We start from the raw sequence: 24,959 nt of genomic DNA on the forward strand, positions 1-24,959 counted from the left end.
TTTTCTCCTGGATGCTTTTGGATAATTATAGGGGGATTTGCGTTTACGCGGTAGAACGATGCTATGCGGGAGTTGCCTGATTCTCCAAGCGTTTCATAAATGTGACGGATTTGTGAAGGTGAGAGTGGGAAAGGGGCGGGACGCGCGGGGCGCCCACTGGAAAATTATTTGATTTTGGCTTTGGAAGTCTTGGTGTTGCCCTTGAGGTCAACCCAAGTCATAACGAGTTCGTCACCCGCTTTGAAGTCGCCTTTGAACGCGAATTTGAAGATCGGGTTCTTGGAGAGGAACTGGCTGACAGAAGCATCCATAACAGTTGCCGCGCCGACTTTAGCGTCGATGTGCGTGATGAAGTTCGCGTTGTTGCGGTCGCCGGTTTTCTTCTCAGCGATATCGTATGTCCACATGTCGTGCTTCGCCATCGCTTTTACAGAAACAACATTACCTTTGAGTTTTGCTTTGATTCTCATGATATTACCTTTCTATACTTTCTATTTTCTGCAAGTGGGGGCGATCAGCCCTCACAACCACCGAGTGCAACGTCGAGTGTTTTGGATCCGCTGTAGAGCTTGCCGTCGTTACCCTGTACGATTGCTGTGATCGTACCGGAAGCTTTCATCTTGATCTTGATGGAGAAGTCGATGATGCTGTACTCGTTGAGGTCGTAAACGATAACCGCAGATTCCGGGTTGACGTTCTGGACGATCATGACGGATTTTGCAGCGATGTCAGACTTGACATCAACCGGAACCGCACCACCGTTGCTTGCAACGTCCGGAGCGACGACTGTGACGCCTTCAGCGACAGTTGCCGTTGTGCCGTACATCGCTTTGAGGGCGTCGTCGACAGTTTTCGCTGTCCAAACTGTCGGCTTGGATTTACGGAAATCTTCCGCCAGGACGCTTGCCGGTACCGCAGCGAGGGCACAGGCGCCGGCTGCCATGGAGAGGAATGTTCTTCTTTGCATAGGGTTATCCTTTGGTTCGAGATCTAAATTGCTCTTGCGGAGCATGATGTAATCACAGTGTTAATGTAGCGTACTAATGTGAATTGATTGTGAACACCGCGGCGTCGGAGGGTGCCGCAGTGCAAAGGGAGTAAATTAGAAGTCGCCGATCGCCGCGCGAGCCGGGATCTCATCCATCGCCTTTTTGACGGAGAGGGCCATCTTCAGCATATCTTCGGGCAGCTCGTAACCGCCGTGGATCGCCAGGGTCATGTCCATGCTAACGAGCCAGCGGTCGCCGTTGCCGTACTCGACGAGCATGATGCGGCACGGCATGAACCCGCCGTAGTAGCGTGAATGGTTGAGGAAGACCTTCGCGATCGGCAGGCTGCACAGGGAGAAGATGCGCGCGTGCTTGACCTCTTCGGGTGCCGCGTCGTCTTTGGTGTACATTTTGATGTCGCCGGTAACGCGCATGTTGTACTCTTCCGCGAGGGACTTGATTGTCTCTGCGACGTCGTCATTGGGGATGTCGGCGTTGACCAGCCACTCCTGCATCATGGCACGTGCAGGGTCGCCGTACTCGACAACCTTGGTGAACATGTTGTCATAGGCTTCCATGGCGTTGTCGTCAAGCTTGTGCTGACCCGTGACGGCAGTCCAGCCCATGTGCATCGTAGAACAGCCGCTCATCAGCATTGTGAGGGCAACCGCGAACAGTGAAGTCATCAGACCTTTTATCATTACGTTTCCTTCAATAAAGTTTTCACTATGAATAATAGTCTATTTATTAATGGATTTGAATGGGTAAATCTACGAAAATGTTGCCTAATTGTACAAAAGGAGCTTTCAACCATGAAGGAAAAACTCATCGAGGCGCTTTTCAAAAAGTATGATTTCGAGCATGAAGTGGGGGTAAAACCCACCTATATCGAGAAGGTCAAACTGCTTAAAAGCGACCATTATGAGCACGGCAAGGAGCTCCTCTACAACCGCGGCATTTTCCTCATTGCCAGCGGGCAGAACCGGGGGATCATCGACGACGAGCAGGTGACGCTCGGCAGCGGCCAGTACGTGATCATCGCCACCGTCCACCCCGCCGAATGCAAAACCTTCCTCTTTGACAAGGTGATGAAGGGCGTCTACATCGACCTGGACCTGCAGCGGCTGCAGAAGATCCATACGCTGATGGAAAAACAGCCGCCGGCCGACCCTTTTAAAACGCCTAAGAACGTCGTCACCGGCACGATGAACGAGGAGATCGAGTCCGCCTTCAACCGGCTGATGAAAATTCTGCTCGATCCCCAGGAGTCCAAAATCCTCGGCGACAATGTGCTCGATGAACTCTACTACCGCATCATCAATACGAGCGCGGGGGAGCACCTGCTGCAGCTCTGCTGCCAGCTCACCCACTTTTCAAGGATCTCGACCATCGTCGACGAGGTACAGAACCAGCTCGACCAGGAGATCAACATCGACGACCTGGCCGAGAGGGCCAATATGCGCAAGGCGAATTTCCATAAAAAATTCAAAGAGATCTATAACGACTCGCCGATCCAGTACATCAAGAAGATCCGGCTCAACAAGGCGCGGCAGTACATCATGTTCGACAAGATGAAGATCTCGGACGCCGCGTCCAAAGTGGGCTACGAAAGCCCCGCCCAGTTCAGCCGCGAATTCAAAAGCCACTTCGGCTTCCCGCCCTCGGAGCTGAAAAACCAGTGAGGGCAGGGGGCTCGTCGCGGCTTACTGCGCCGCTTCGACCGTGATGACCCCGGACATCGTTTCAATATGCCCGCCGCCTTTGACGGCATGCCCCAGCTCGTACAGCCCGCCTGCTTTTCCGAACGCCCTGTAGAACATGACGACGTCGCCCCAGGGGGCGTAGTAGGCGAGGCTTCCCGCCCTGGCATCCGCCGGGGGTGTGCCTTCTGTCGGCAGCTTTTTCGGGGGGTAGAAGATCTTTTCGTTGCTGCCGTAGTCCTCGACTTCGATGGTGAGGGGAAGCTGGTCGTAGAGTGCCTTGGCGGCCGGGGAGTCGTTGAGTTGAAAAAGGGTGGTGTTTCCGTTGGCGTGGACGCTGATCTGCATGGGGTTACCTCCGTCGCGGGCGGCCAGGGACAGGGCGAAGAGCGCCACGAAGATCATCATCAAAAATGTTCTCATGCCGTGCCCTCCCTCCGGCAGTGCCGTTTAGCGCTTTTTGAGCACGTCGTGGATGACGGTGTATTTGCCGGCCCATGCGCTGATGATGTCGGTCGCCGTCTGCGCACCGTAGCCCGCCGCCGAGGCGAACATGGAGGTGGCACCCGCCGCACAGCCGGTGACATACTTGCCTTCGCCGATGACGCCGTTACTGTTTTCGATCATCACCATGCCGGGGCGCGGGGCGCGGACGTGGTCGACGACGGGGGCGCCGATGCCCTCGACACTGATAGTCTGCATCCCGTTGGCAAAGACGACGGTGTCGGCTTCGAAGGTTTCGCCTGCTTCGGTCGTGACCGTGAAGGCCCCGGCGCTCCCGGAGACGGAGGTGACGGTGTCTTTGATGAGGACGACGTTCTCATAGGCTTCCGCCCGCGCTGCCAAAGAGGCCAGGAGCTCGGGCCCCTTTGTCCCCTCGGCGACGCCCGGGACGTTATGGAGCTCCGCCATGTTCAGGTGGGACTTGCCGGCGTCGATGACGAGGATATTTTTCGCGCTCGCGACCTCCATTTTCGGCCCCGCCGATCCCAGCGTGATGGCGCACGAGAGGCCCGAAACCCCGCCGCCGATGATAATGACATCGTATTTTTGCATCTTCTCTCCTTTGCATAGAGTCTATTTTAGCAGTCCACCCCGGTAAGGGGGTAGCACGATACCGGCACAGGATTGCCCGATACTACAAAAGTGGTTTCTAAGACATGTAAGCCCCGCCACTGACGGAGAGATAGGCCCCCGTCACCTGGCCGCTCTCCTCTTTGGCGAAAACCGATGGCGTTCGCGACGTCTTCGGGTCTGGAGATCGTCTGCGTCGGCGTCATGGAGCGGATGAACTCCTTGAACGCCTCCGGGGCGCCTTCTGTCGCATCGGTCAGCACCAGGCCCGGCGCGACGATATTGGAGGTGATGCCGTGCGCACCCAGCTCCTGCGCAAGGTACTTGCTGAAGGTGTCCAGCGCGCCCTTGGCGGAACCGTGGGCGATGAAAGAGGGCGCCGGACTCTCGGAGAGGGTACTGGAGATAAAGATCAGACGGCCGAACTTCTTTTCCACCATCGAAGCCGCGGCGTACCGGGCACAGAGGTAGGAGGCGCGCATCTCGTCATTGAGCTTCTGGGAAAATTCGTCCCAGCTCTGCTCCATGAAGGGCTTTTGCGTGAAGTTCATATTGGCGTTGGAGACGAGAATGTCGACGCCGCCGTGTTCACTTTTGATCTTGTCGAACATCGCTTTGATGCTTTCTTCGTCCCGGACATCCGCCTGGATGGGGTACGCTTCGCCGCCGGCACCGTTGATGGCCGAGGCCAGGTCATTGGCGACCTGGGTGCTGTTGACGTAGTTGATGAATACCCGGTGGCCGTCGCTGGCGAGGGTTTTGGCCGTGGCCGCACCGATGCCTCTGGCACCGCCGGTAATCAGAACATTTTTCTTAGACATTTCAGGTCCTTTCATAATTGGGTTGTTGGGTACTATTGTAGCAGTGGGCCTGTTTCCGTGTAAGAGTAAAATTTCCTATTTATTGTCAATTTTTCTTATTTAAAAAATTAATGAGCTTAAAAACTTAATATAAACGCTATATTTTGACTGTCTAATGGACAAAAGCACGTATAATCGTTAAAATGACTTCCTAGCGAAATGATCAGGATTTATTATGGAACTGTTGAGCATGTCCCAGGCGCTCGATCGCTACAGGCAGATCCACCTCGAAGCCCCCGTATTCGGCATGAATGTCCTCGCGGACGATTTCCGGCCCGCAGACATTGTCATCCTCCAGAGCAACTCCCAGCGCAAGGAGGGGGTGCCCGTACGGTGCGATTTTTACACGATGGTGTTCTGCCTGGCGGGAGGCTCGATCCGTTACGTGAACCAGTTCGAGTACACCATCAACGCGCACTCCCTGCACCTGCTGCCACCGGGTTCGATTCATTCCTTCCGTGATACTTTTGACACGACGCGGTATTACGTGATTCTCTTTGAGAAGGATTTCCCCGAAGAGCCGTCGCTGCTGGCCTTTCATGACAAACACCTCGAAAGCGTCGACCTGGAACCGGTGCTGTTCGGCAGGGTCAAAGAGATCTTTGAGGAGATCGAGCGCGAGCTCAAAAAGTCCGACATCGACAGCGGCCTCTATGCGAAACACCTGCTGGACCTGATTTTGCTGATCCTGAAACGGGAGAAGCTGAAACTGGGGAGCGACGCGCCCAGAACGCGGAGCGACGTCATCTGCAGCCGTTTCCTCTCTTTGCTGGAAGAGAACTTCAAGACCATGAAGCGCGTCGACGACTACGCGGCGCTGCTCGACCTGACCCCGAAATATCTCAGCGAAACGGTCAAGGCAAACCTGGGGAAGAGCGCGCTGCACTACATCCATAAACGCATCGTCAAGGAGGCCGAGTACCTGCTCGTTTATACCGACAGGAGGGTCGGCAGCATCGCCGCGGCGCTCAATTTTCATGACGCCTCCCAGTTCACCAAATTTTTCAAACAGAAAGTCGGCAAAAGCCCGAAACAGTACCGTATAGACAATGCCGTGTAGCCTCCGTTCCTGTTGTAGGAAGACGGGGAGTGCACTGCATAAATTTTGGGCGAGCGCCGGGCTGAAACTCCCTTCGGCATCGATTACAATAGCGCAAAAAAAGAGGCGGCGTGAAGCAGATCTGCATTATCAAAACAGGATCGACGTTCGGTACAACCCGAAGCGCGTATAATGATTTTGAAGACTGGATCATTGACAAGCTGGAGTTGCCGCAATCGCGCCCGTTTACGGTGAACGTCCAGGGGGGCGACGCCCTGCCGGATCTGGCGTGGTGCGACGGTGTGATCGTCACCGGTTCGCACTCTATGGTCACCGAAGAGGAGGCCTGGAGCCGTCAGACGGCGGCGTGGCTGGCGGAAGTAGTGGCGCGGGGCATCCCGATGCTGGCGATCTGCTACGGGCACCAGCTCCTGGCCAAGGCCCTTGGCGGCGTCTCGGGTTACCACCGCAACGGCATGGAGATAGGGACGGTCGCTATTGACCTGACCGACAACGCGCGGGACGATAGGCTCTTTTGCGACCTGCCGAAGCGTTTTGATGCCCATACCATCCACTCCCAGACGGTCGTCACCCTGCCCGAAGGCGCCGTGCGGCTCGCGTTCAACACCCACGATGAAAACCACGCCTTCAGGATGGGACCGAGTGCCTGGGGTGTGCAGTTCCACCCCGAGTTCGACAGGGCCGTCATGCGCTCCTATATCGATGAGGTTTCCAAATCCGAACCGTTCGGGGAGGAGAAGAGGGCGGCACTGCTGGAAGCGGCGCGCGAAACCGCCGAAGCGACGGCGATCCTGAAGAGGTTCGAGAAGCTCGTCTGTGAAGGGTGACGCCGCTTTTTTCAGCCGTCCCCCGCTGTGAGCAGGTCTCGGAGCAGTTGTCGTACTGACTCGGCTGCGCGCACTCCAACGTTCGCCTCGAATACGGCGACGAACGCCGCCATCTGATCGGCACTCAATCCCGTATTCATGGCGGCACCCAGATGGAACCTTAGCTGCCCCTCCGTCCCGGGCATGGCGGCCAGCGCCGAGATGGTGACCAGCTCGCGGCTACGGTGGTCCAGAACGTCCCGGGCGAAGATGTCCGCGAAGAGGTGCTCTTTAAGGTAGGTGTCCATCACCGGGGTAAAGAGCTGGTAGCCCTGGGCCGGAGGCTCTTCTGTAACGCCCATAAGTTTTCGGCGTATCTCTGCACCGTATGCGTCCCTGTCCATACCCTTCGGCAGCGGCGAAGCCGCTTTGCCGACCGTATCCTTGATGCCCTCTGCCTCGCGCACTTTCATGACCTCCATAAAGGTGTTGATGCCGTTGAGGCTGCGCGGGAACCCGCAGTAGGCGTAGAGCTGGATAAGGATATCCTTGATTTCGTTGACGCTGAGACCGGCATCCAGCCCTTTCTCCAACGCGGGTTTGAGCCGCTCCATGTCGCCTGCTGCCGTCAACGCGGCGATGGGGATCATGGCCTGCTCTTTTGCAGTGAGCGCTTCGACTGCTTTGGGGCCACCCATCTCTGCCGCAAAACTGCAGGTGACGCTGAAGAGGGAAAACAGAAAAGTGATCATTCCGGTTCGCATCTCTATCCTTTCGCTTTTAGCGTGTTGTAGTAGGCATCGTCTACGGGCTCCAGCCACTCGTTGCTCGTTTCCGTCCCCGGGATCTCCACGGAGATGTGGCTGAACCAGCTGTCGGCCTTGGCGCCGTGCCAGTGTTTGACTTCCGTCGGAATGAAGGCAACAGATCCTTCTTTCAGGCTGACGGGTTCTTCCCCCTCTTTTTGGTACCACCCTTCGCCCGCCGTACAGATCAGCAGCTGCCCGCCGCCGCTTGCGGCGTGGTGGATGTGCCAGTTGTTGCGGCACCCCGGCTCGAAGGTTACGTTGGCGACGAAAGCGGGGGAGCCCTCCGGGTTGATCGCGAGGTTCAGAAAGGAGTCCCCGATGAAGTATTCCGCATACATCTCATTGGGCACGCCCGTTCCGAACATATTGGTCTTGTCGAATTGTTTTTTGTCCATGTATTTCATAATGTCTGCTCCTTATTGGCAGGGTTCAACCCGCCGGAAAGCGGATGCCGCTGAGCGCTTCGCAGCGTGCCAGCAGCGCCTCCTGCGCGACGGCGTCGTCGGTTTTTGAGGCATAAGACGCCTCTTCCATATGGAAAAAGTAGCGGCCGCTGACGGCGGCATCTCCGCCCGAGGCAAGCCATACCTGGGTCCGTGCTCCCTCCTGCAGATCGTCCGGCGCGCCTTTCCCGCCCATCTTGGTGGGGACCCACCCGGGGTCGACGGTGTTGGCGTGGACGCCCGGCCATCGGCGCGCCACGGCTTTGGCCAGCATCAATACCAGCAGCTTGGAGTCGGAGTAGGTGACACCCGTCTCCGGCGAGAGAGCATGTATGTCTGCGCTGCCCTGCGTGTGCATGTTGGAACCGATGTAAACAAGCCGTTTCGGTGGCTCGATCAGCGCCGTCAGGATGTAGGGGGCAAGCACGTTGACCGCAAAGATCGCGGGCTTCGGCGCCTGGTAGACGCCGGCGTTGTGGATGACGGTGTCAAAGGGCCCGATGGCGTTGGCCGCTTCGGCCAGCTTCACGGTGGCCCCCATCTCGGAGAGGTCGGCAATCAGGATGTCACTGGCCCCGGGCAGCTGCCGCCTGGCATCTTCCGCGCGCTCGGCGTTGCGGGCGTGCAGGGTGACGTCGTGCCCCGCATCGACGAGCATCCGCGCCGCGAGCAGCCCGAGCCCGTCCGAGGAGCCGGTAATGAATACTTTTGCCATCGTTTGGACTCTTTAGATCGTGGCCGAATCGATCACGTATCGATAGCGTGCCTCTTTGTTCTCCACTTTTTTCCACGCCTCGGTGATCGCTTTGGCCTCGATCATCTCGATCTGGGGATAGATCTTGTTGGCCGCACAGTAATCCACCACCTCCTGCGTCTCTTTCATCCCGCCGATCAGCGAGGCATTGAAGTTGACGCGGGTTGCGGAGAGGGCGAGGTTGTTCATCATGATCTCGAAATTATCCGGCATGCCGACGTAGGTGAAGACACCGTACGGCTTCACGGCCGCGATATACGCCGCGATGTTGTGCTTGTAGGGAATGGTGCTGACCATGTAGTCCAGCGTTCCGGCGTAGGGCTGAATTTTCGAGAGGTCATCGACGACAATGGCCTCCTTCGCCCCGAACTTCAGGATGTCATCCGCCTTGTCCGGCGACGTCGTGAAGGCGTAGACCTCCGCACCCTTGGAGACGGCGAGCTTGATTGCCATATGCCCCAGACCGCCGATGCCGGCCACGCCGACCTTGTCCCCCTTTTTAAGATCGAATTTCATCAGGGGAGAGTAGGTCGTGATCCCCGCGCACAGCAGCGGTGCCGCGACTTTGAAGTCGAGGTTCTCGGGAATGTGCACCACATAGTGATCCCTGACGACGATGCTTTTCGAGTAACCGCCCTGAGAAATGCCTGTCGGCTCTCTTTTGTCCGGATAGCCGTAGGTGAAGAGGGTGTCGGGCTGGTACTGCTCTTCGTTCTCGCAGGTCGTACAGCCGTCGACCATACACCCCACACCGGCCCTGTCGCCGACTTTGAACTCGGTAACGTTCTTGCCAACGGCGGCGACGATACCGACGATCTCATGCCCCGGGACCTGCGGGTACTGCTGTGGTCCCCAGTGCCCTTTCATCTGGTGGATGTCCGAGTGGCAGATCGAGGCGTACTTGATGTCGATCAGGACGTCGTTGTCGCCGACGGGACGGCGTTCGAACTCCCACGGCTTGAAAACACCGCTGGTGTCGAATACCGCATACCCTTTTGTTTTAATGTTTCCGTTCATCGTTTTTCCTTTTTCATCTGCGAAGAGTGTGGCCGGGTCGATAAAAACCAGACCGGCTCCCAGCACGGCCGATTTCTTGATAAAGTCCCTTCTGGACTGATCGTTCGTTTTGTGTTCCATCCGCGGCTCCTTGCGTGGGATTGGTTGGCTGCCAAACGCAGCGCCTGTATAAGTTTATTGTATAGCAATTTCCCAACCGGGGATAGAACGATCCTTTCTATTGATTGCCTATTTCTCCAAAAGTTGTATAATGGCCCAAATAAGGAGTGACGATGCAGACTTTGCAGCTTGACCGTTATCGCGAGGAACTCAAAAGCCGGATCGGGGCGTCATTCCGGGGCGAAAACGCCATATCTACCCCTATCGATGCGCTCTCCTTTTACTATAGTACGACGCCGACGAACATGCTGGCGACCATCTATGAACCCTCCATCTGTGTCATCGCACAGGGTGCCAAAGAGGTGGGCGTGGACGGGGAGCTTATCCCCTACGATCCCGATATGTACCTGCTGGCCTCCGTCCATATGCCCGCGCAGGTCCGCATCACCGAGGCATCGGAAGATCGCCCCTATATGGGGCTGACCATTACCTTTAGCATGGAGCAGATCTTCGACGTGCTCAAAGAGGTGGGGCGGTCGACAAACCCGTCGAAGGGTCCCAGAAGGGGGCTCTATTTCGGCGACATGCAGCCGCGCCTCCTCGACCCTGTTACACGGCTGGTACGGCTCCTCGACACCCCCGAGGACATCCCGGTCATGGCACCCCTCATTACCAAGGAGATCCTCTATAACATCATGCGCGACGAGGGCGGCGATTTTATACGGCAGTACGTGATGGACGGGAGCGCGACCCAGCGGGTTGTCAAGGCGATTACGAAGATCAAAGACGAGTTCCGCGAGGCGCTTCAGGTCAAAGAGCTTGCACACCATGTCGGCATGAGCGAATCATCTCTCTACGCGAATTTCAAGAAGATCACGGGGATGAGCCCGCTGCAGTTCCAAAAGAGTCTCCGCCTCCAGGAAGCGCGCCAGCTGCTGATGTCGCGGGACGTCGAAGCGGCGGAGGTCGCCTTCGAAGTGGGCTACGAAAGCCCGTCGCAGTTCAGCAGGGAATACGCTAGAATGTTCGGGCTGCCGCCCAAGGCCGACACCCGTTTATAAAATCCCCCCTTTTTTCGTCTAAAAACGTAAAGTTGAACTTGACAAAAAAGAAAAAATTATAATAACTCTGTGATATTTCTCCGGTAGAATCGTTTAAAATTTTCGTCGGAGTGATAAAAAATGTTTCGAATGATGACCGCTGCACTCCTGCTCGGCACGGCGGCGCTGGCCTACAACGCCCAGCCCCCCTTTGCGCAGGACAGACTGATACCGACCACGATCGAACAACAGGGCAAAAAAGTTGATGCGTTCAACCCCTTCAACAAATACAACGTCTTCATCAACTACGAGCTCGGTATGCACTGCGCCGGGTTCGACGAGAGCTACTGCTGCATCATCCCGCCCTACAACAGCATCCAGGCGCAGGGGGTCATCACCGGCAAGGACGGCAAGTCTCCCTATTTTATCCGCAAGGACAACGAGATCCAGCTCTACTATTACGTGGATGACAACAGCTACTCCGAGGGGAACAAGATGCGCTACTGGGGCGTCAAGAAGGACGTCAACGGCAACGGCCGCACCGACGACAACAACGACAACCTCCCCAACTACGTCTGGAAGCACCTCTACATCTACGAGGACAGCCTGGGGACGATTCCCAAGGGCGCGACCAAGGCGGACCGCAAGTATCTCGGCCTCGATATGCCCATCAAGACCGACCACGGCCCGACGAACAAGCCGCTGTACGGCGGCTACCTCGACTTTGCCGACGAGCACGGCGACAACGTTGTCATGACCGAGACCCTCATTCCCGAGCTGCAGGACGTGAAACTGAAGCTCAGCGCCGAGTACACCTGGGACGCGCTGGGGCTGCCGCTGACGGCCTTTACGGACACGGAGCGCAAGGGGACCATCCGCGGCGTCGACGACCGCACCTTCCAGCCCTACCAGGTCTCCAAAGTGCGCGTCCACGACAAGCACGGCAAAGCGATCCTGGACGACGAAAAAAGGATCTACGAGTTTATGGGTACCAACCCCATCGACATTCCCAACTGCCAGGTCTGCCACTCCCGCCAGGGTGTTGCCGCCGTCAAGTCCCGCGAAGAGGGGGTATGGCAGAGCGACACCGAGTACGACTACTGGATCGGCTACCACCCCGACGTGACCGAGTACATGGCACGGCTCGCCGAGGGGCTCATCAACATCCTCGCCCTGCACGACAAGCACCACGGCACCGATTTTCTGCGCGACTTCAAGACCGACACGCCGAACTTCCGCCTGGGGACGGTCAGCTCCGTCAACTGTACGGACTGCCACGGTGACAACATCTCCGGCAACCTCAAGACGCCGCGTGACGGGGTCACGAGCTACAAAGTCATGAAGGCGAAACCGCTGGCCGAAGCGGTCCACGGGTTCCACATGAAAGCGGCCCCGGTGCCCGACGGCGCCGACCGCCCGGCGAACTGCCAGGTCTGCCACCCGACCCACGGGCAGGACAAGAGCATGAACGATGCCGATATGCTCTTCCGCCTCACCGACGCCTACGGCCGCAACATGGTCAAGAACAAAGACCTCCGCATCGCCGGGGGCGGCTGCTACAACGGCCGCGACGCCCACACGAACCCCGACGTTAAACCGCCCTTTTTCCTCAACAGCGTCGGCCGCTACTATCTTGAAGAGGTCAGTATGAAGGACGAAAAGGGCAAGAAGGTCGAGAAGATGCGCGGGCTTTACTGTACGCACTGCCACAACACGCTGTCGCAGGAGCTCTACGCCTATGACGCCATCAAGGACCCCAAGTACCAGTCCGGTAAGACCCTGCGCAACCGCGACCTCAAAACGGTCGTCTCCGCCCTCGCCGGCGGCAGCATGAAGAAGTTCGCGGCGATGGCGGACCCGAAAGTCGCGGAGACGGAGGCCTACTACACCGCGCATGAGGGCGCGGTGCTCTCCACGGTAAAAGGGACGAAAAAAGACGGCAGCCCGATCCTGGGTGAATGGGACGACCCGAAAGGCAAAGCGGTCGGCTACGACGCCGTCAGTGGCGGCTCCGACTGGTGGCTGGCCTCGGGCGAACCGCACTGCGCCGACTGCCACGCGGCGCCCTTTGTCGAGGACGAGGGCGGGGACTACTTCCCGATGGACCAGAACAAAAAGTACGCCCTCTACCGCCACTCGAAAGGGCACGGCAAGCTCTCCTGCCAGAGCTGCCACGAGTCGACGCACGGCCTCTACCCGACCCGCTTTGACGGCACGCGCAGCATCGACCAGACGACCCACGACCAGGCCATGCAGTACAGCCCCGACGGCGAGTACGCCGGCCCGGTCACCTGCAGCGCCTGCCATACGGTCAACAAAGAGGGCGTCCCGACGTCCCTGGCGGGCACGGAGTACGAGCATGACTACTGGGCATCGGTCACCCTGATGCACTTCATGCGCCAGAAGAACTTCGACATGCTTCTGCCGATAGACGAACTGCTGGAGCGCTACCCCTACAAACGCTCGAAGCAGATCGTCGAGGAGAGCTGGAAGTGATTGCCAGGGCTAAGGCCCTGGGGAATGTTCACATTACATGTACGTGTAATGTTTGAAATGAGCAATCAAAAAGTTGTCTGCGGATTTTTGATTGGTCTACAGTGATTTGATAGGAAAGACCCCTTGAATCAAGATCTGCATTCTTTTAAATAGTTGATACATTTTTTATTGGTGCAGGTAATGACTTTATTCTCTATATTTTCAACATCTTTGTACCAGAATAGAGCCATGATGGTGAGAAAGATATTGTGAAACCAGATCATTAGAATAAACCACATTTCGTACCACCACTTGTCTTTGGGGCACTTGATTTTTTTCAATGGTTTGTTACACTTGGTACATAAGCCATATTCATTGTTCATGATTTCTTCCTAACGTTAAAATAGGCAATCAAAAAGGTGCCTGGTGTTTCCTCTGATTTGTTGCATATCATTGCTTCTTCGGTATGACACGCTTGTCATGAAAAGCTTGTTTGATTTGAAACGAGACTTCAGGCAATCCATTAAGGGTGACGCCTTCGATCACAGGGCATTCCATGATGATCGACTCCCAATCTTTTGGCTTGATACCCTTTACCAGGTCGTGGCATTCTGCGATGATCTCGCCACGCTTGTTAAAGGCTTCTACTTCAACCCATGCAGACCTCCAAATATCAACGCCATTGTTGGAAACAATACCTGTGACCTGAATCGTATGATTGTCAAGCAGTTTCGCTCTCTCAAGGTTGAAGTTTAATCCCATGTATGGTTCGTATTCTTTGGAACCGTCTAAAATAGTTTCAAACCCTTCAACGTAGAACATATCTCTTACGAGTTTCAGGTGTGCTTCCCGCTCTTTCATCGTTATTTGAATATAAATCCAATCGGCTACTGAAATGCCTACGCCAAGGAGAAAACCGATGCCGATATATTTAGTAATAGTTTTTAGCAAATCTGTCCTTTGTATAACGATGAAATGAGCAATGAAAAAACGCACGCCGGTTTTGGATTGGATTTTGATGATTTGTCAGATGATTCAATGATAACCCCACAAGTATTCTGACTTGTTCTGAAATGCATTGTATATGAGGATGTAACCATCTTCATTATAACTGTTGTGCCAAAATAAGAGTTCGGATTGACCGTCACCATCATAGTCACCGGCATCCACTAATGTCATCTCTCTGCCTATGTACTCGACGTTCTCTCCTTCTAGCAAGAACCAGTTATTCGACCACTCTGGCGGTAAGAGTCCATCACAACCAAACTTTTTGTCATTCAATCCTGCAGATACAATCTTTTGACCAATCGAAGAGGTATAGGCGCTATAGATTACGATGTCGTCAGACGTAAAGCTGTAAGGTTCGGGCTCATTAACATAAGGGCCGTCTGGGCAGCGATACGCATTTAGTTTTCCAATGACCAATTTCAGTGGAACGTATAAGCGCTTTTTCATTGTATCATCCACTGCGAATGGCTTCCAATGCTCAGGATCATTGAAATTGGGCTCTGAAACAAGTACTAATGGCCGGTTGTTCGGTACTTTCACCCAACCACCAAACTTTTTTGAAACATTTTTGATTTGCGGTGTCTTCTGTCCGGCACTAACGCTAAAGAATTTATCGCGGGCATAGAACCATGAGTTAATAAATTTCTTTTTGGGATCGGGATCTTCGATCTTTAATTCACCTAACTTTTGACCATTAAATGCGACTATCCATTTCATCAACTGTAAGTTGGGCACTGAAGTATTGTATTCACGATAATATCTATCTGCAAAGGAAAGCCACTTCCCTTCTTTTTTCACGAATAATACTTTGGAGGAAGTTCCTGTTTGGTTCTGAGGTTCATCTAAAATCCCAATGTAAATTGGCTTGGCATAGACGTGTGTTGTAAGTGTCACTAATAGAAGGGCTCGTGCTACGAATCTCATGAAAGTTTCCTGATCGTCTTACGTTTAAAATGAGCAATCAAAAAGCCCCCTCGGGTTTTTGATTAGTCCCATCTGATTTGTTTGGCCACAATGATGTTGCAGTTAAACCGCCAAAATACCAAGCTATGCCCAAGGGTGATAAAAAAACAAATATCGTATCCATCATAGTGTCATCGACTTGTGGGTCGTGGAATATGAGCGCCAGTAAAAATGTAACTGAAACGGTAACAACCAAAGGTGACACAAATTGACCAAGATGCTTTCGTGATGAAAGCATAGTTGGGTACATAATTCCACAAGTAATCAAAATATATAGAATCAGTAATGGAATTCCTAACATTGTCATTGCTAAACGTGAAGCATCGTCATCTAAACAAGGATTAATTGTGCAAGTCAAATTATCAATCCCGAAGAATATGACCAGTGTAAGTAATAAAGAAAATGTGATAGCAAATAGTTTTGATTTCATAGTTTGTCCTGTTGCCCTAACAAGTTGTTTATTATCACAACGTACCTATCTGTGAGATTCTTGATAGACATCAATAATAAAAACAAAATAGCACGCTTTTATATATTTTACTGTGAAAGAGTTAAAATGATTGTTGCTTCTATATGCTTTTGATTTCCCTGACTGGAAATGATCTCCCGTGTATAATGCGTTAATTGCCAAAACAGGGAGAAACGAATGGTGGAACTGCCCGATGCCAATGCCCTTTACAGCGCCCTGGAGGCGCTGAACCTGCTCGAAGGGAAACCGCCGATGTGGTGGCCGGAGTACGGCACTTTTTCCGTCGTCGTGGGGGCGGTGCTGACGCAGAACAGCCAGTGGACGCGGGTGGAGCAGTCGCTGGCCAATCTGGAAGCGGCGGGGGTACTCAATGCCGAAGCGATTGCGAATACAGACCTTGACACGCTGATGGAGCTGATCCGCCCCAGCGGGCTTTTCAAGAACAAGGCGAAGGTGCTGCAGGCCCTCTCGGCGGCGCTGCTGGAATCGTACGGCGGCTTTGAGACCTTCCGCGATGAGGTCAGCCGGGAGTGGCTGCTGGATCGGAAGGGAATAGGCCCCGAGACGGCGGACTCCATCCTCTGCTACGCCTGCGGGCGCGACGCGATGGTCGTGGACGCCTACACATCCAGGCTGCTTCGGGCCTTCGGGTTTGAGCACGAGAGCTACGACGCGCTGCAGGCGTGGTGCGTTGAAGGGATTGCGGGGCGTTTCGAGTCGCAGGAGCTGCCCATGATCTATGCTCTTTTTCACGGGATGATCGTCGAGTACGTCAAACGGTACAAAAAGGGGAGAGAGGTGGACGTGGGGGCGCTAGCGCCCCTGCTGTGAACCGCCTAGTGATTTTTCGATCTGCTGCTGGTGGAGCTGATGCGGGGTAAGCCGCGCGGAGGGGGAGAAGAGCAGGGCGTAGGCGAGCATCAGCAGCGGAACGCCGATGCCGATGACCCCCGCCAGCCACATCTGCCCTTTGTGGGGCGGTTTCGGCGGTCCCTTCTCCCCGGCGCGGATGAGCAGGTACATCACGGCGATCGCGATCAGCGTGGCGAAGAAGACGGTGACGAAGACGACCATAGCGGCCCTGGTAACGGGATCATCCAACATTCTATAACTTTAGCCCAATCGCAAAGCGTTTGTCAAAGGGAATGAAGCGAACCGGGGCCGGAAATGCGCTATGATAGTGCAAAATCTGCCAAGGTCGGATGCATGGCGAACCACAAAAGCTACCTCGGACGCTACGAGCGTGATGCGCAGGGGCGGTATATCATCGATGTGGCGGCACAGCGTCCGGAGGCGCTCTATGACGACTTCGATAGGTACGCCGACTACCTGCGCCGGGACCTGGACCAGGATCTGACGGATTACCTCACCTCGTGCGCCAGGGAATTGCCGCGACAGACGCCGTTGGTCATAAGGTTTACCTTCCCCGAGGAGCAGGCAGAGGAGAAGTATGCCCGCATCCGCCGGAGCATCGGCACGTTTTTTCAGTACATGGCCGAGCTGGAGCGGGAGACGACGGCGGAGATGCTGCGCAAGGCGGGGCTGCTTTTTGCCGTCGGCGTGGCCATCATGTTCCTGGCCGTCTGGGTACGGCAGTGGATAGGCGAGAGCCCCTCCGTCGTCGGGGAGGTCTTCGCCGAAGGGCTGACCGTGGCAGCCTGGGTGTCGCTCTGGGAAGGGGTGGCCCTCGTGCTGCTGGAGTGGCGTCCGCACCGTACACGGGTGCGGCGCTACGAGCGGCTGGAGGCGGCAGAGGTCCAGTTCCGCAGCAAGGCATAAATGTGAGACGATTTCAAGGTGTAATCAGGAGGTTTGATGGAGATGTTTGAACAGGCGGTCGCGGCGGCGGCGGGCTTTATATGGGGGGCGCCGGTCCTGATACTGCTGGTCGGTACGGGGCTGTTTCTGACCATTAGGCTGCGTGGGCTCCAGTTCCGCGCGCTGGGACACGCTTTCAAGCTTATCTGGCACCGCAATGATGAATGCGAAGGGGACATCTCCCACTTCGCCGCGCTGATGACGGCCCTGGCCGCGACGGTGGGCATCGGGAATATCGTCGGGGTCGCGACAGCCATCGCGCTGGGCGGTCCCGGCGCGGTCTTCTGGATGTGGACGATAGGGCTCATCGGGATGGCCACGAAGTACTCTGAAGCGGTCCTGGCGGTCAAGTACCGCGTCAAGGGGAGCAACGGCATGAAGGGCGGGCCGATGTACTACATCTCCGAGGGCGCCGGGCTGCCGTGGCTGGGGGCGGCCTTTGCCGTCTTTACGGCGGTGGCGGCCTTCGGCATCGGGAACATGGTGCAGTCCAACGCTGTGGCGTCGGCGCTGCAGGGCCAGTTCGCTTTGCCCACCTGGGTGACCGGGATCGTCCTGACAATTCTTTCGGGGGTCGTCATCCTCGGCGGCATCAAGTCTATCGCCCGCTTTACGAGTGTGCTGGTCCCCTTTATGATCGCCGGCTATGTGCTGGGGGCGCTCGCCATCATCGTGCTGAACCTTGACAAGGTGCCGGGGGCGTTTGGGCTCATCTTTACCCATGCCGTCACGCCGATTGCCGCGGGGGGCGGCTTCGTCGGGGCGACGGTCGCGGCGGCCATAAGGTACGGGGTCGCGCGGGGCGTCTTTTCCAACGAATCGGGCCTCGGTTCCGCGCCCATCGCCGCGGCGGCGGCCAAGACGGATTCGCCGACCCGTCAGGCGCTGGTCAGCATGACGCAGACCTTCATCGACACCCTGGTCGTCTGTACGATGACGGCACTGGTCATCCTGATGGCGCCGCAGTGGCAAGAAGGGGTGGCGGCAGGGGAGCTGACGATGGCAAGCTTCACCCACTTCCTGGGCGTTGCCGGGACGGTGATTGTGACGGCCGCGACGGTGCTCTTCGCCTACTCGACGCTGATCGGCTGGGGCTACTACGGCGAAAAGGCGATTGAGTACCTCTTCGGCGAAGGGCACATCCGCTATTACCGCGTCGTTTTCGTGCTGATGATCTTCGTCGGGGCGGTGCTGAAGCTGGAGCTGGTCTGGAACATCTCCGACCTCTTCAACGGGCTGATGATCATCCCGAACCTGATCGGCCTCCTGCTGCTGCATAAGGTGATTGTGCGCGAGACCGAGCGCTATTTCGGCGGCAACGCGAAGCAATAACGTTTAGCGCTCTTTTTAGAAGCGGATGCAGAAGCGGTGCGTCCCCTCGCGGTAGTCGTAGACGAGGGTGAAGCCGTGCGCCTGCACGACGGTATCGGTGATGGAGAGGCCGAGCCCGAGCCCGCCAGCCGGATTGGCGCTGGAGAAGGGCTGCATGATCGTGTCCAAAGGGACATCCAGCGGTGCACCCGTGTTGGCGATGCAGATCCCCTGGCGGTCGGCGGTGACGGTGACCGGGGGCGCGCTGCTGTATTTTAGGGCGTTGTCGAGGAGGTTGGACAGGGCACTGATGAAGAGGGGGGCGTCGGCATTGATGCTGACGTCTGGTTCGATGGTGATCATCAGCGCCTGGCGCCGCTCGGCGGAAAGGTAGAGCTGATGCACTGCGGTTTCCAGCAGCGCACCGAGCTTTTGGGGTGTGCGGTCGAGCCCGATGCTCTGGAGCTTTTCGACCTGTGCGACGCCGTTGATGAGGTCGTCCATCCGGCTGAAAAGACGGTTGAGGTAAGCGGTCTGCTCGTTTTCTTCCATCATCGCCAGGGAGAGTTTGCCCTTGGTCAGCGGGGTTTTCAGCTCATGCATGACGTTGCGCAGAAAGAGCTGGCGTGACGCGCGCAGTTGCCGGAGCTGCTCCACGGCGTCGTTGAACTCGTTGGCGATCGCCGCGATCTCGTCGCGGCGCGTGCTGGAGGTGTCGATCTCGAGTTCACCCCGGCCGAAACGGCGGATCTGGGTGTGCAGATCGCGCAGCGGCAGCAGGCTGCGGCGCAGCAGGACATAGAGGGTGACGAGCCCCGCCAGCAGCAGCACGAAGATCAGCTGCAGGCCGCCGAAGTTTTCGGCGCTCCGTTCGTCTCTGATGACGAAAGGGTCGCGGCGGAGCGTGGAACGGAAGTAGTAGCTCCCGTCCGCCTCGTAGAGCCTCAGATGCGGTTTTTCCCGGTGTTCATCGTCCTCATGCTCCTTGTCGCGGCGGGGCGGTAGGAGTTCCCGGGCGCCTGCGGGGAGGGCATCGTGCTCGAGGAGCGTGAACTGCGCCTCCAGGAGTGCGGCGGCGCGTTCGGCTTCTCCTGCACTGCGGGTGTGGCGCAGCAGGCGCCCCAGCTCCATCCCCCGCAAAACCTCCCGGCGATCCTCCATATGCGATGCGGTGACATGGAACAGGGCAAAGAGCAGGGCCAGGGTGGAGAGGGCGAGGAGGAAGAAGAGGTTGAGCTTGAAAAAGATGGAGCTATGGCGGGGCATGGTCACTCCGTAAATTTGTAGCCGACGCCGCGGACGGAGTGGATGAAGGCGGGGTGTTTCGGGTCCGTCTCGATCTTGCGGCGGATGCGGCCGATGAGCACGTCGATGCTACGTTCCATGCTCTCCCAGCCGATGGCGTCGACGTTGTTGGCGATGAAATCGCGGGAGACGACTTCGCCTTTATGCTTGATGAGCAGGGCGAGAAGTTCGTATTCGGCGACGGTGAGGGAGAGGGGCTCGCCTTCTTTGTCGATGCGCATGCGCGCGGCATCGACCGAAAACCGTGAGGATTGGCGCGTGACGGTGCCCGCGTAGCGCCGCAGGTGGCTCTGGATGCGGGCGACGAGTTCGCGTGGTTCGTAGGGCTTGGGGAGGTAATCGTCCGCCCCGTACTCGAGGGCGATGACCTTGTCGCTGAGGTCATGCCGGGCGGAGGAGATGATGATGGGGATGTCACTGCGTTCGCGAAGACGACGGCACACCTCGAGCCCGTCGATCTGCGGCAGGGTCAGGTCCAGCAGCACGGCATCGTAGGATTCGATGCCGAGCGATGCCAGGGCGCTTTCGGGATGGGTATAGGAGACGACCTCCATCCCGTACTGCCCGAGGTAGCGTTCAAGCAGTGCGGTGATCTCGGTGTCATCTTCGATCAGCAGTATTTTTGCCATTTCCTAGTCGTATTTTGGTCTCTTCATTGGCATTTTATCACGATCGCACCGTTTATCCATACGCTGTTGCATACGGTCGCTGCGCGCGGCGATGTAGGCTTTCTTCTGGTCTTCGGTGAGGACGGCGAGGATGCGGTCGTTAGTTTTATCGCGCAGATCGTCCATCTGGTCTCTCAGTTTGAACCGTTCGTCCCGCGCTTCCTTGCGGATGGTCTTGAGCTGCTGTTTCTGCGCCGTTGTGAGGTCGAGGGAATTAAAAAGCATGCGGTCGCCGCCGTGCGGCCCTGCGAAGGCGCTCGTGCCGGCGGCTGCGAGCAGTGCTCCGATGAGAAGTGTCCGTTTCATGGTCTATCCTTTAGAGAAGTTTTCAAGAGGAAATCCTCTTTACGTTTACCATGATAGGACGTCAATGTAAGCGCTCGCGCAACGGGGTGTAAACCGGTGTAAACGGATGAAGGGTGCTAAGAGTTAAGAGTTAAGTGGGTAGTGCGCCGTAGGCGCGTTACGAGCTTCGGCGTGCCGAAGCGCATTAAGTTAAATAGTGTCTGTCGTTGAGCGGTTCTTTGAAAGCCATCCCGGAGGCACAAAGCCGGGAGGGATGAGCGATTCGCGAAACGACGCTTTTTGTGCTACTTTTTTTAAAAAAGTGGCAAGGGGTTATGCGTGGAGCTCGATAGTTGCTGTATCAGGCCCGCATCGATTGCCGTTTTGTCGATGCGCTTCCCTGTGCGGCCTCCCCGCCGCTGCTCTCCTCCGGGGCGTAGGTGCGCAGAAAGGGTGGGAGGCGTTTGCCGTGGCTCTTGGCAAAATCCGCGGCCATCGCGCGGCCGACGCGCTCTTTGTCACAGTGCCTGACATCGACGAGGTAGTCGAAGAGCAGGCGGGCCATCCGTTCCTGGGCGATCTTCCAGGTCGCCGCGGTCTCACCGTAGACCCAGGCGCTGAAATCCCGGAAACCGTCAAAGACCTTCCCCTCGGGCCAGAGCAGGGCGACACTGCGCGCAAAGTTGCCGCTGTTGTAGAGGATGTCCCAGTAACGGGCAAAACGCTTCATCCTCTGGATCTCTTCGAAGGAGACATGGGTCGTCTTGAGGACGTCGTAGGGCGGCGCGTCGGAATAGACCATGCCGAAGGGGTCGTCGTGGCGGGCCATCGTCGTACCGGAGAGCTTTTTCAGGATGCCGATCTGGATCTCCCCGCTGCTCCAGGAGACGAGGGTGTCGAGTCCCTTTGCAAAACTTTCCAGCGTCTCGCCGGGGAGGCCGACGATAAGGTCGAGGTGCAGGTGGGCGCGGGTATGCTCCTCGAGGAAACGGAGGTTTTCCTCTATTTTTGCCAGCCGCAGGGGACGGTGGATGTTCTCGGCGATCGCCGGGTTGAGGGTCTGGATGCCGACTTCGAGCTGCAGTGCGGCCGGGGCGAACCGCGCGATGCGGCCGCGCAGCGCTTCGGGGAAGTGGTCGGGGATCACTTCGAAGTGCAGGAAGTAGGGTTCATCTTTGGCGAGGAAAAAGTCGAGGATCCTGTTCGCGTAGGCGAGCTTGAGGTTGAAAGTGCGGTCGATGAACTTGTAGCTGCGCACCCCGCGCTGCCAGAGCTTCTCGAACTCCGCGGTCATAACGTCGATGTCGAAGTAGCGCATCTTGTCGTCAATGGCCGAGAGGCAGAACTCGCAGAGGTAGGGGCAGCCCCGCGACGTCTCCAGGTAAACATAGCGGTTTTGGATGTCGTTGCTATCGTAGTCGTCATAGGGGAGGGCAATGGCAGTGAGGTCTACCATTGGGGCCTTGATCATCCTTTCATTCCGTTCCGTGCCTGCCAGCAGGTCGCGGCAGAGCTCGTAGAAGGCGATCTCCCCTTCGCCGCTAATGATGTAGTCGGCGTGTGAGAAATCGACGCGGTGGGGGAGGTGCGACGCTTCCGGTCCGCCGAGGACGACGACGGTTTCCGGGGAGACCTTCTTGAGGATGCCGATCAGCTCCGCGACGTCGCCGGCGTTCCAGATGTAGGTGCTGATCCCGACGATCTTGGGGGCTTCGGCGAGGATGCGTTCGGCGAGCTGCTGGATGTTCTCGTTGATGACGAATTCGCGGATGACGCTCTGGGGGCGCAGTTCGCGCAGGTTGGCATAGAGGTAGCGCAGCGCGAGGGAGGCGTGGCTGTAGCGGGCGTTGAAGGTCGCGAGAACGATGGTATGCATAACGGCATTGTAGCGTGTCTGCGGCAAGCTGATTCTAAAAGGGGCGTGGCTATAATCAACGCAAAAAAAGGAGTGTACGCATGCGCATTACGGTTTTTCTGGCTTTGGCACTTTCAGTTATGGCGGCGTTCGGAGGCTGCTCATCCGCACAGATCAACGAGACGGCGGACAGCATCGGTTCGGACATCAAGAATTTCGGTGAAAAGGTGACCGAACAGCACTAAGCTGCCGGCGGCCTATACCTTATTCTGGATCGTGATCTTCGTCGCTTCGAAGAGCTCGGTCGCTTTCTGGATCATCGGCTCGTCGAGAATGGCGTTGCCGTCGATCTCCCGGGTGCTCAGATCCGGTTCACAGCTCCCGGTCACACAGCTTCCCGAACCCGTTTCGACCTCTTCGGTCATCGAGGCGCTCTGGGGCGCCTCTTCCGCAGCACTGTAGCTCTCCATATAGGCGGGGCGCTCTTCCATCTCTTCTACCGGTGACACACTCTCCCCTGAACCATAAGCGCTTTCTGGCATCGGAGCAGATTCTGGTGTCGGTACCGTACCCGCTACGTTTACCGGTCCGGAAACCGGTTCAGGCTTTGGGACAGCTTCCTCTGCCGGTTGCGAGCAGGGGTTGTGCTTGATTTTCGTCTCGAATCCGAACACCTCCCGCACCAGCTGTTTGATCACCGGGAAACCGTGTTTGAGCTTGGCGCGGCAGTCGTCGTCGGCGCAGCTCTCCCAGGTGAGGGTGTCATCGCCGTAAGCGATAAAGGTGATCTGTTCGCGGAAACATTTGCCGAGATCCGCGCTGCGGTCCTCGATGCGTGCGCAGAGCGCTTCGAACTTCGCCAGCGCGGGGTCGGGCGCCGGTGCGACGACCGGCTCCGGTTCGGCTGCGGCCGGCGTTTCCGGCGCCTCTTCGTTGACTGCGGCTGGTGCTGCGGTGGCAGTGGGGACAGCAGGGGCGGCTGTGGCAGCGGGAGCGGACGCATAGGCGACGCTGTCGGGGCGGGCGACCTGGGCTTCGAGGGATTCGATCATCTGGTCGATCTCTTTGACCTTCAGCGCCTCCATCATCTTGAAGAAGATCAGCCCCAGGACGAAGCTCCCTTCGGCGTTGATGGCGAAGAGGGACTTCGCCTCGCTGAGGATGCGGAAGAAACGCTCCAGCAGCAGCGGAGAGAAGCGGGCGTCGTCATGGTCGTAGAGGCGCTCTTTGAGCCAGGAGGTGAGTTCGTCGACGACCATCTCCGCCTCGTAGGCCTCCAGCTCCCGGAGGGTGTCGACGAGCCGTGCACGGTCTTTGGAAAAGACGACGCCGAAAAGCGACTCGAAAAACTGCGGGTCGATCAGGCCCAGCATCTCCGTGACGGTGGAGACGTCGACGTGGTGCTTGGAATAGATAATAGCCTGGTCCAGCAGGGTCAGGGTGTCGCGCAGACTCCCCGAACCGCTGCGGGCGAGGATCTGCAGCGCTTCGGGCTCGTAGGTGATATTCTCAAGGTTGAGGATGTGGCGCAGGTGCGCGCTGACATCCTGGTTCGAAATTTTCTTGAAACGGAAGTGCTGGGTCCGGCTGAGGATCGTTGCGGGGAGTTTCAGCGGGTCGGTCGTCGCGAGGATGAACTTGACGAAGGGCGGGGGCTCCTCCAGGGTTTTGAGCAGGGCGTTGAACGCCTCTTTGGTGAGCATATGCACTTCGTCGATAATGAAGATTTTGAACTTCGCGCTGGCGGGCTGGTACTTGGTGTGTTCGATGAGGTCGCGGATATCGTCGATCTTTCGGCTGGAAGCGGCGTCCATCTCGATGATGTCCATGTGGCGCCCCTCGTTGGCGGTGACACAGTGTTCGCACTGTTCGCAGGGGTGCGAAGTCGGTCCGTTTTCACACATCAGCGCCTTGGCGAAGATCCGCGCCGTCGAGGTCTTGCCCGAACCGCGCAGGCCGGAGAAGAGGTAGGCGTGCGAGAGGCGTTTGGAATCCAGCGCCAGGGAGAGCGTCTGCGCGATCGTCTCCTGCCCGATCAGGTCTTCAAAACGGCGGGGACGGTACTTCAGGGCCAGGACTTGCGAGCGCTCGTTCACGTTGGGAATCCTTTGACGATTAATGTCTTTGAGTTTAACACACGATGGTTGAAGC

General features: G+C 57.0%; 28 protein-coding genes. 9 read left to right on the top strand and 19 right to left on the bottom strand.

Annotation, left to right across the window (positions count from 1 at the left end; all coding sequences use genetic code 11):
* Positions 1 to 164: 164 nt before the first annotated feature.
* The 3 genes from soxZ to ACM66T_RS02715 all read right to left on the bottom strand — a co-directional run bounded on the left by soxZ (position 165) and on the right by ACM66T_RS02715 (position 1,690).
* The gene (soxZ, locus tag ACM66T_RS02705; protein ID WP_231019449.1) at positions 165 to 470 is read right to left on the bottom strand and encodes a thiosulfate oxidation carrier complex protein SoxZ; all 306 of its coding nucleotides are present in this window, start codon (positions 468 to 470) and stop codon (positions 165 to 167) included.
* 44 nt (positions 471 to 514) lie between these two features.
* On the bottom strand, positions 515 to 967 hold the full coding sequence (locus ACM66T_RS02710; protein WP_231020262.1) for a thiosulfate oxidation carrier protein SoxY: 453 nt from the start codon (positions 965 to 967) through the stop codon (positions 515 to 517).
* Positions 968 to 1,102: 135 nt separating this feature from the next.
* Positions 1,103 to 1,690, bottom strand: coding sequence for a DUF302 domain-containing protein (locus ACM66T_RS02715; protein ID WP_231020263.1), 588 nt, complete (start codon positions 1,688 to 1,690; stop codon positions 1,103 to 1,105).
* A 111-nt stretch (positions 1,691 to 1,801) separates the two neighbouring features.
* On the opposite strand from ACM66T_RS02715, the gene ACM66T_RS02720 reads away from it, so the two are divergent.
* Entirely contained in the window at positions 1,802 to 2,671 is an 870-nt protein-coding gene (locus ACM66T_RS02720; protein WP_231020264.1) for an AraC family transcriptional regulator, read from the top strand.
* 21 nt (positions 2,672 to 2,692) lie between these two features.
* Here the strand turns inward: ACM66T_RS02720 and ACM66T_RS02725 are convergent, their stop codons facing one another.
* Genes ACM66T_RS02725 through ACM66T_RS02735 form a run of 3 tightly spaced genes read right to left on the bottom strand, consistent with a single transcriptional unit; the run spans position 2,693 to position 4,584 of the window.
* Entirely contained in the window at positions 2,693 to 3,112 is a 420-nt protein-coding gene (locus ACM66T_RS02725) for a cyclophilin-like fold protein (RefSeq protein WP_416768752.1), read from the bottom strand.
* 27 nt (positions 3,113 to 3,139) lie between these two features.
* A complete protein-coding gene (locus tag ACM66T_RS02730) occupies positions 3,140 to 3,745 on the bottom strand; it encodes an NAD(P)/FAD-dependent oxidoreductase (protein ID WP_416768753.1) in 606 nt (201 codons plus the stop codon).
* A 26-nt stretch (positions 3,746 to 3,771) separates the two neighbouring features.
* Positions 3,772 to 4,584 (bottom strand): SDR family NAD(P)-dependent oxidoreductase, encoded by an 813-nt coding sequence (locus tag ACM66T_RS02735; protein WP_231020267.1) that lies wholly within the window; start codon positions 4,582 to 4,584, stop codon positions 3,772 to 3,774.
* Positions 4,585 to 4,798: 214 nt separating this feature from the next.
* Between ACM66T_RS02735 and ACM66T_RS02740 the strand changes: the two genes are divergently transcribed.
* Both ACM66T_RS02740 and ACM66T_RS02745 read left to right on the top strand, forming a co-directional pair.
* On the top strand, positions 4,799 to 5,683 hold the full coding sequence (locus ACM66T_RS02740) for a helix-turn-helix domain-containing protein (RefSeq protein WP_231020268.1): 885 nt from the start codon (positions 4,799 to 4,801) through the stop codon (positions 5,681 to 5,683).
* Positions 5,684 to 5,793: 110 nt separating this feature from the next.
* Positions 5,794 to 6,510, top strand: a complete 717-nt coding sequence (locus ACM66T_RS02745) for a glutamine amidotransferase (protein ID WP_231020269.1) — start codon at positions 5,794 to 5,796, stop codon at positions 6,508 to 6,510.
* 11 nt (positions 6,511 to 6,521) lie between these two features.
* Here ACM66T_RS02745 and ACM66T_RS02750 read toward each other — a convergent pair whose 3' ends face one another.
* From ACM66T_RS02750 to ACM66T_RS02765, 4 genes are read right to left on the bottom strand one after another with little or no spacing between them, the layout of a single operon-like run.
* Positions 6,522 to 7,253 carry a carboxymuconolactone decarboxylase family protein gene (locus tag ACM66T_RS02750; protein ID WP_231020270.1) on the bottom strand — a complete coding sequence of 244 codons (732 nt, stop codon included), beginning with the start codon at positions 7,251 to 7,253 and terminating at the stop codon, positions 6,522 to 6,524.
* A gap of 2 nt (positions 7,254 to 7,255) precedes the next feature.
* Positions 7,256 to 7,702 (bottom strand): cupin domain-containing protein, encoded by a 447-nt coding sequence (locus ACM66T_RS02755; protein WP_416768754.1) that lies wholly within the window; start codon positions 7,700 to 7,702, stop codon positions 7,256 to 7,258.
* A 25-nt stretch (positions 7,703 to 7,727) separates the two neighbouring features.
* Positions 7,728 to 8,456, bottom strand: a complete 729-nt coding sequence (locus tag ACM66T_RS02760; protein ID WP_231020272.1) for an SDR family NAD(P)-dependent oxidoreductase — start codon at positions 8,454 to 8,456, stop codon at positions 7,728 to 7,730.
* 12 nt (positions 8,457 to 8,468) lie between these two features.
* Positions 8,469 to 9,632, bottom strand: a complete 1,164-nt coding sequence (locus ACM66T_RS02765) for an NAD(P)-dependent alcohol dehydrogenase (RefSeq protein ID WP_231020273.1) — start codon at positions 9,630 to 9,632, stop codon at positions 8,469 to 8,471.
* 152 nt (positions 9,633 to 9,784) lie between these two features.
* Between ACM66T_RS02765 and ACM66T_RS02770 the strand changes: the two genes are divergently transcribed.
* Both ACM66T_RS02770 and ACM66T_RS02775 read left to right on the top strand, forming a co-directional pair.
* Positions 9,785 to 10,672, top strand: coding sequence for an AraC family transcriptional regulator (locus ACM66T_RS02770; protein ID WP_231020274.1), 888 nt, complete (start codon positions 9,785 to 9,787; stop codon positions 10,670 to 10,672).
* A gap of 132 nt (positions 10,673 to 10,804) precedes the next feature.
* Entirely contained in the window at positions 10,805 to 13,147 is a 2,343-nt protein-coding gene (locus ACM66T_RS02775; RefSeq protein ID WP_416768755.1) for a hypothetical protein, read from the top strand.
* Positions 13,148 to 13,576: 429 nt separating this feature from the next.
* Here ACM66T_RS02775 and ACM66T_RS02780 read toward each other — a convergent pair whose 3' ends face one another.
* From ACM66T_RS02780 to ACM66T_RS02790, 3 genes are read right to left on the bottom strand one after another with little or no spacing between them, the layout of a single operon-like run.
* A complete protein-coding gene (locus ACM66T_RS02780; RefSeq protein ID WP_231020276.1) occupies positions 13,577 to 14,122 on the bottom strand; it encodes a hypothetical protein in 546 nt (181 codons plus the stop codon).
* Between the two features lie 39 nt (positions 14,123 to 14,161).
* The gene (locus ACM66T_RS02785; RefSeq protein WP_231020277.1) at positions 14,162 to 15,058 is read right to left on the bottom strand and encodes a hypothetical protein; all 897 of its coding nucleotides are present in this window, start codon (positions 15,056 to 15,058) and stop codon (positions 14,162 to 14,164) included.
* A gap of 37 nt (positions 15,059 to 15,095) precedes the next feature.
* Positions 15,096 to 15,527, bottom strand: a complete 432-nt coding sequence (locus tag ACM66T_RS02790) for a hypothetical protein (protein WP_231020278.1) — start codon at positions 15,525 to 15,527, stop codon at positions 15,096 to 15,098.
* Positions 15,528 to 15,743: 216 nt separating this feature from the next.
* Between ACM66T_RS02790 and ACM66T_RS02795 the strand changes: the two genes are divergently transcribed.
* The gene (locus tag ACM66T_RS02795) at positions 15,744 to 16,397 is read left to right on the top strand and encodes a 3-methyladenine DNA glycosylase (protein ID WP_231020279.1); all 654 of its coding nucleotides are present in this window, start codon (positions 15,744 to 15,746) and stop codon (positions 16,395 to 16,397) included.
* Here the strand turns inward: ACM66T_RS02795 and ACM66T_RS02800 are convergent.
* Positions 16,380 to 16,670, bottom strand: a complete 291-nt coding sequence (locus ACM66T_RS02800; RefSeq protein ID WP_231020280.1) for a hypothetical protein — start codon at positions 16,668 to 16,670, stop codon at positions 16,380 to 16,382. The genes ACM66T_RS02795 and ACM66T_RS02800 overlap by 18 nt on opposite strands.
* 102 nt (positions 16,671 to 16,772) lie before the next feature.
* On the opposite strand from ACM66T_RS02800, the gene ACM66T_RS02805 reads away from it, so the two are divergent.
* On the top strand, positions 16,773 to 17,345 hold the full coding sequence (locus ACM66T_RS02805; protein ID WP_231020281.1) for a hypothetical protein: 573 nt from the start codon (positions 16,773 to 16,775) through the stop codon (positions 17,343 to 17,345).
* Positions 17,346 to 17,381: 36 nt separating this feature from the next.
* Entirely contained in the window at positions 17,382 to 18,716 is a 1,335-nt protein-coding gene (locus ACM66T_RS02810; RefSeq protein ID WP_416768756.1) for an alanine/glycine:cation symporter family protein, read from the top strand.
* Positions 18,717 to 18,731: 15 nt separating this feature from the next.
* On the opposite strand, the gene ACM66T_RS02815 is transcribed toward ACM66T_RS02810, so the two are convergent.
* The 4 genes from ACM66T_RS02815 to ACM66T_RS02830 all read right to left on the bottom strand — a co-directional run bounded on the left by ACM66T_RS02815 (position 18,732) and on the right by ACM66T_RS02830 (position 22,829).
* Entirely contained in the window at positions 18,732 to 19,961 is a 1,230-nt protein-coding gene (locus ACM66T_RS02815; protein WP_416768757.1) for an ArsS family sensor histidine kinase, read from the bottom strand.
* Positions 19,962 to 19,963: 2 nt separating this feature from the next.
* A complete protein-coding gene (locus ACM66T_RS02820; RefSeq protein ID WP_416768758.1) occupies positions 19,964 to 20,629 on the bottom strand; it encodes a response regulator transcription factor in 666 nt (221 codons plus the stop codon).
* A 3-nt stretch (positions 20,630 to 20,632) separates the two neighbouring features.
* Entirely contained in the window at positions 20,633 to 20,974 is a 342-nt protein-coding gene (locus ACM66T_RS02825; protein WP_231020285.1) for a Spy/CpxP family protein refolding chaperone, read from the bottom strand.
* A gap of 340 nt (positions 20,975 to 21,314) precedes the next feature.
* Positions 21,315 to 22,829 carry a B12-binding domain-containing radical SAM protein gene (locus ACM66T_RS02830; RefSeq protein WP_231020286.1) on the bottom strand — a complete coding sequence of 505 codons (1,515 nt, stop codon included), beginning with the start codon at positions 22,827 to 22,829 and terminating at the stop codon, positions 21,315 to 21,317.
* Between the two features lie 80 nt (positions 22,830 to 22,909).
* On the opposite strand from ACM66T_RS02830, the gene ACM66T_RS02835 reads away from it, so the two are divergent.
* The gene (locus ACM66T_RS02835; protein ID WP_231020287.1) at positions 22,910 to 23,053 is read left to right on the top strand and encodes a hypothetical protein; all 144 of its coding nucleotides are present in this window, start codon (positions 22,910 to 22,912) and stop codon (positions 23,051 to 23,053) included.
* Between the two features lie 12 nt (positions 23,054 to 23,065).
* Here the strand turns inward: ACM66T_RS02835 and ACM66T_RS02840 are convergent, their stop codons facing one another.
* Complete coding sequence (locus ACM66T_RS02840; protein WP_416768759.1) at positions 23,066 to 24,904, bottom strand: DNA polymerase III subunit gamma/tau; 1,839 nt, start codon at positions 24,902 to 24,904, stop codon at positions 23,066 to 23,068.
* Positions 24,905 to 24,959 lie beyond the last annotated feature (55 nt).

Source organism: Sulfurimonas sp. ST-25, assembly GCF_048079205.1.
GTDB lineage: Bacteria > Campylobacterota > Campylobacteria > Campylobacterales > Sulfurimonadaceae > Thiomicrolovo > Thiomicrolovo sulfuroxydans.

Excerpts from the sequence above, each read along its gene's own strand:
- ACM66T_RS02835 (WP_231020287.1), top strand. The coding sequence starts at position 22,910 with ATGCGCATTACGGTTTTTCTGGCTTTGGCACTTTCAGTTATGGCGGCG.
- ACM66T_RS02810 (WP_416768756.1), top strand. The coding sequence starts at position 17,382 with ATGGAGATGTTTGAACAGGCGGTCGCGGCGGCGGCGGGCTTTATATGG.
- ACM66T_RS02740 (WP_231020268.1), top strand. The coding sequence starts at position 4,799 with ATGGAACTGTTGAGCATGTCCCAGGCGCTCGATCGCTACAGGCAGATC.
- ACM66T_RS02820 (WP_416768758.1), bottom strand. The coding sequence starts at position 20,629 with ATGGCAAAAATACTGCTGATCGAAGATGACACCGAGATCACCGCACTG.
- ACM66T_RS02815 (WP_416768757.1), bottom strand. The coding sequence starts at position 19,961 with ATGCCCCGCCATAGCTCCATCTTTTTCAAGCTCAACCTCTTCTTCCTC.
- ACM66T_RS02775 (WP_416768755.1), top strand. The coding sequence starts at position 10,805 with ATGACCGCTGCACTCCTGCTCGGCACGGCGGCGCTGGCCTACAACGCC.
- ACM66T_RS02800 (WP_231020280.1), bottom strand. The coding sequence starts at position 16,670 with ATGTTGGATGATCCCGTTACCAGGGCCGCTATGGTCGTCTTCGTCACC.
- ACM66T_RS02755 (WP_416768754.1), bottom strand. The coding sequence starts at position 7,702 with ATGAAATACATGGACAAAAAACAATTCGACAAGACCAATATGTTCGGA.
- ACM66T_RS02765 (WP_231020273.1), bottom strand. The coding sequence starts at position 9,632 with ATGGAACACAAAACGAACGATCAGTCCAGAAGGGACTTTATCAAGAAA.
- ACM66T_RS02785 (WP_231020277.1), bottom strand. The coding sequence starts at position 15,058 with ATGAGATTCGTAGCACGAGCCCTTCTATTAGTGACACTTACAACACAC.
- ACM66T_RS02720 (WP_231020264.1), top strand. The coding sequence starts at position 1,802 with ATGAAGGAAAAACTCATCGAGGCGCTTTTCAAAAAGTATGATTTCGAG.
- ACM66T_RS02830 (WP_231020286.1), bottom strand. The coding sequence starts at position 22,829 with ATGCATACCATCGTTCTCGCGACCTTCAACGCCCGCTACAGCCACGCC.
- ACM66T_RS02715 (WP_231020263.1), bottom strand. The coding sequence starts at position 1,690 with ATGATAAAAGGTCTGATGACTTCACTGTTCGCGGTTGCCCTCACAATG.
- ACM66T_RS02770 (WP_231020274.1), top strand. The coding sequence starts at position 9,785 with ATGCAGACTTTGCAGCTTGACCGTTATCGCGAGGAACTCAAAAGCCGG.
- soxZ (WP_231019449.1), bottom strand. The coding sequence starts at position 470 with ATGAGAATCAAAGCAAAACTCAAAGGTAATGTTGTTTCTGTAAAAGCG.
- ACM66T_RS02710 (WP_231020262.1), bottom strand. The coding sequence starts at position 967 with ATGCAAAGAAGAACATTCCTCTCCATGGCAGCCGGCGCCTGTGCCCTC.
- ACM66T_RS02790 (WP_231020278.1), bottom strand. The coding sequence starts at position 15,527 with ATGAAATCAAAACTATTTGCTATCACATTTTCTTTATTACTTACACTG.
- ACM66T_RS02760 (WP_231020272.1), bottom strand. The coding sequence starts at position 8,456 with ATGGCAAAAGTATTCATTACCGGCTCCTCGGACGGGCTCGGGCTGCTC.
- ACM66T_RS02805 (WP_231020281.1), top strand. The coding sequence starts at position 16,773 with ATGGCGAACCACAAAAGCTACCTCGGACGCTACGAGCGTGATGCGCAG.
- ACM66T_RS02795 (WP_231020279.1), top strand. The coding sequence starts at position 15,744 with ATGGTGGAACTGCCCGATGCCAATGCCCTTTACAGCGCCCTGGAGGCG.
- ACM66T_RS02730 (WP_416768753.1), bottom strand. The coding sequence starts at position 3,745 with ATGCAAAAATACGATGTCATTATCATCGGCGGCGGGGTTTCGGGCCTC.
- ACM66T_RS02725 (WP_416768752.1), bottom strand. The coding sequence starts at position 3,112 with ATGAGAACATTTTTGATGATGATCTTCGTGGCGCTCTTCGCCCTGTCC.
- ACM66T_RS02750 (WP_231020270.1), bottom strand. The coding sequence starts at position 7,253 with ATGCGAACCGGAATGATCACTTTTCTGTTTTCCCTCTTCAGCGTCACC.
- ACM66T_RS02825 (WP_231020285.1), bottom strand. The coding sequence starts at position 20,974 with ATGAAACGGACACTTCTCATCGGAGCACTGCTCGCAGCCGCCGGCACG.
- ACM66T_RS02735 (WP_231020267.1), bottom strand. The coding sequence starts at position 4,584 with ATGTCTAAGAAAAATGTTCTGATTACCGGCGGTGCCAGAGGCATCGGT.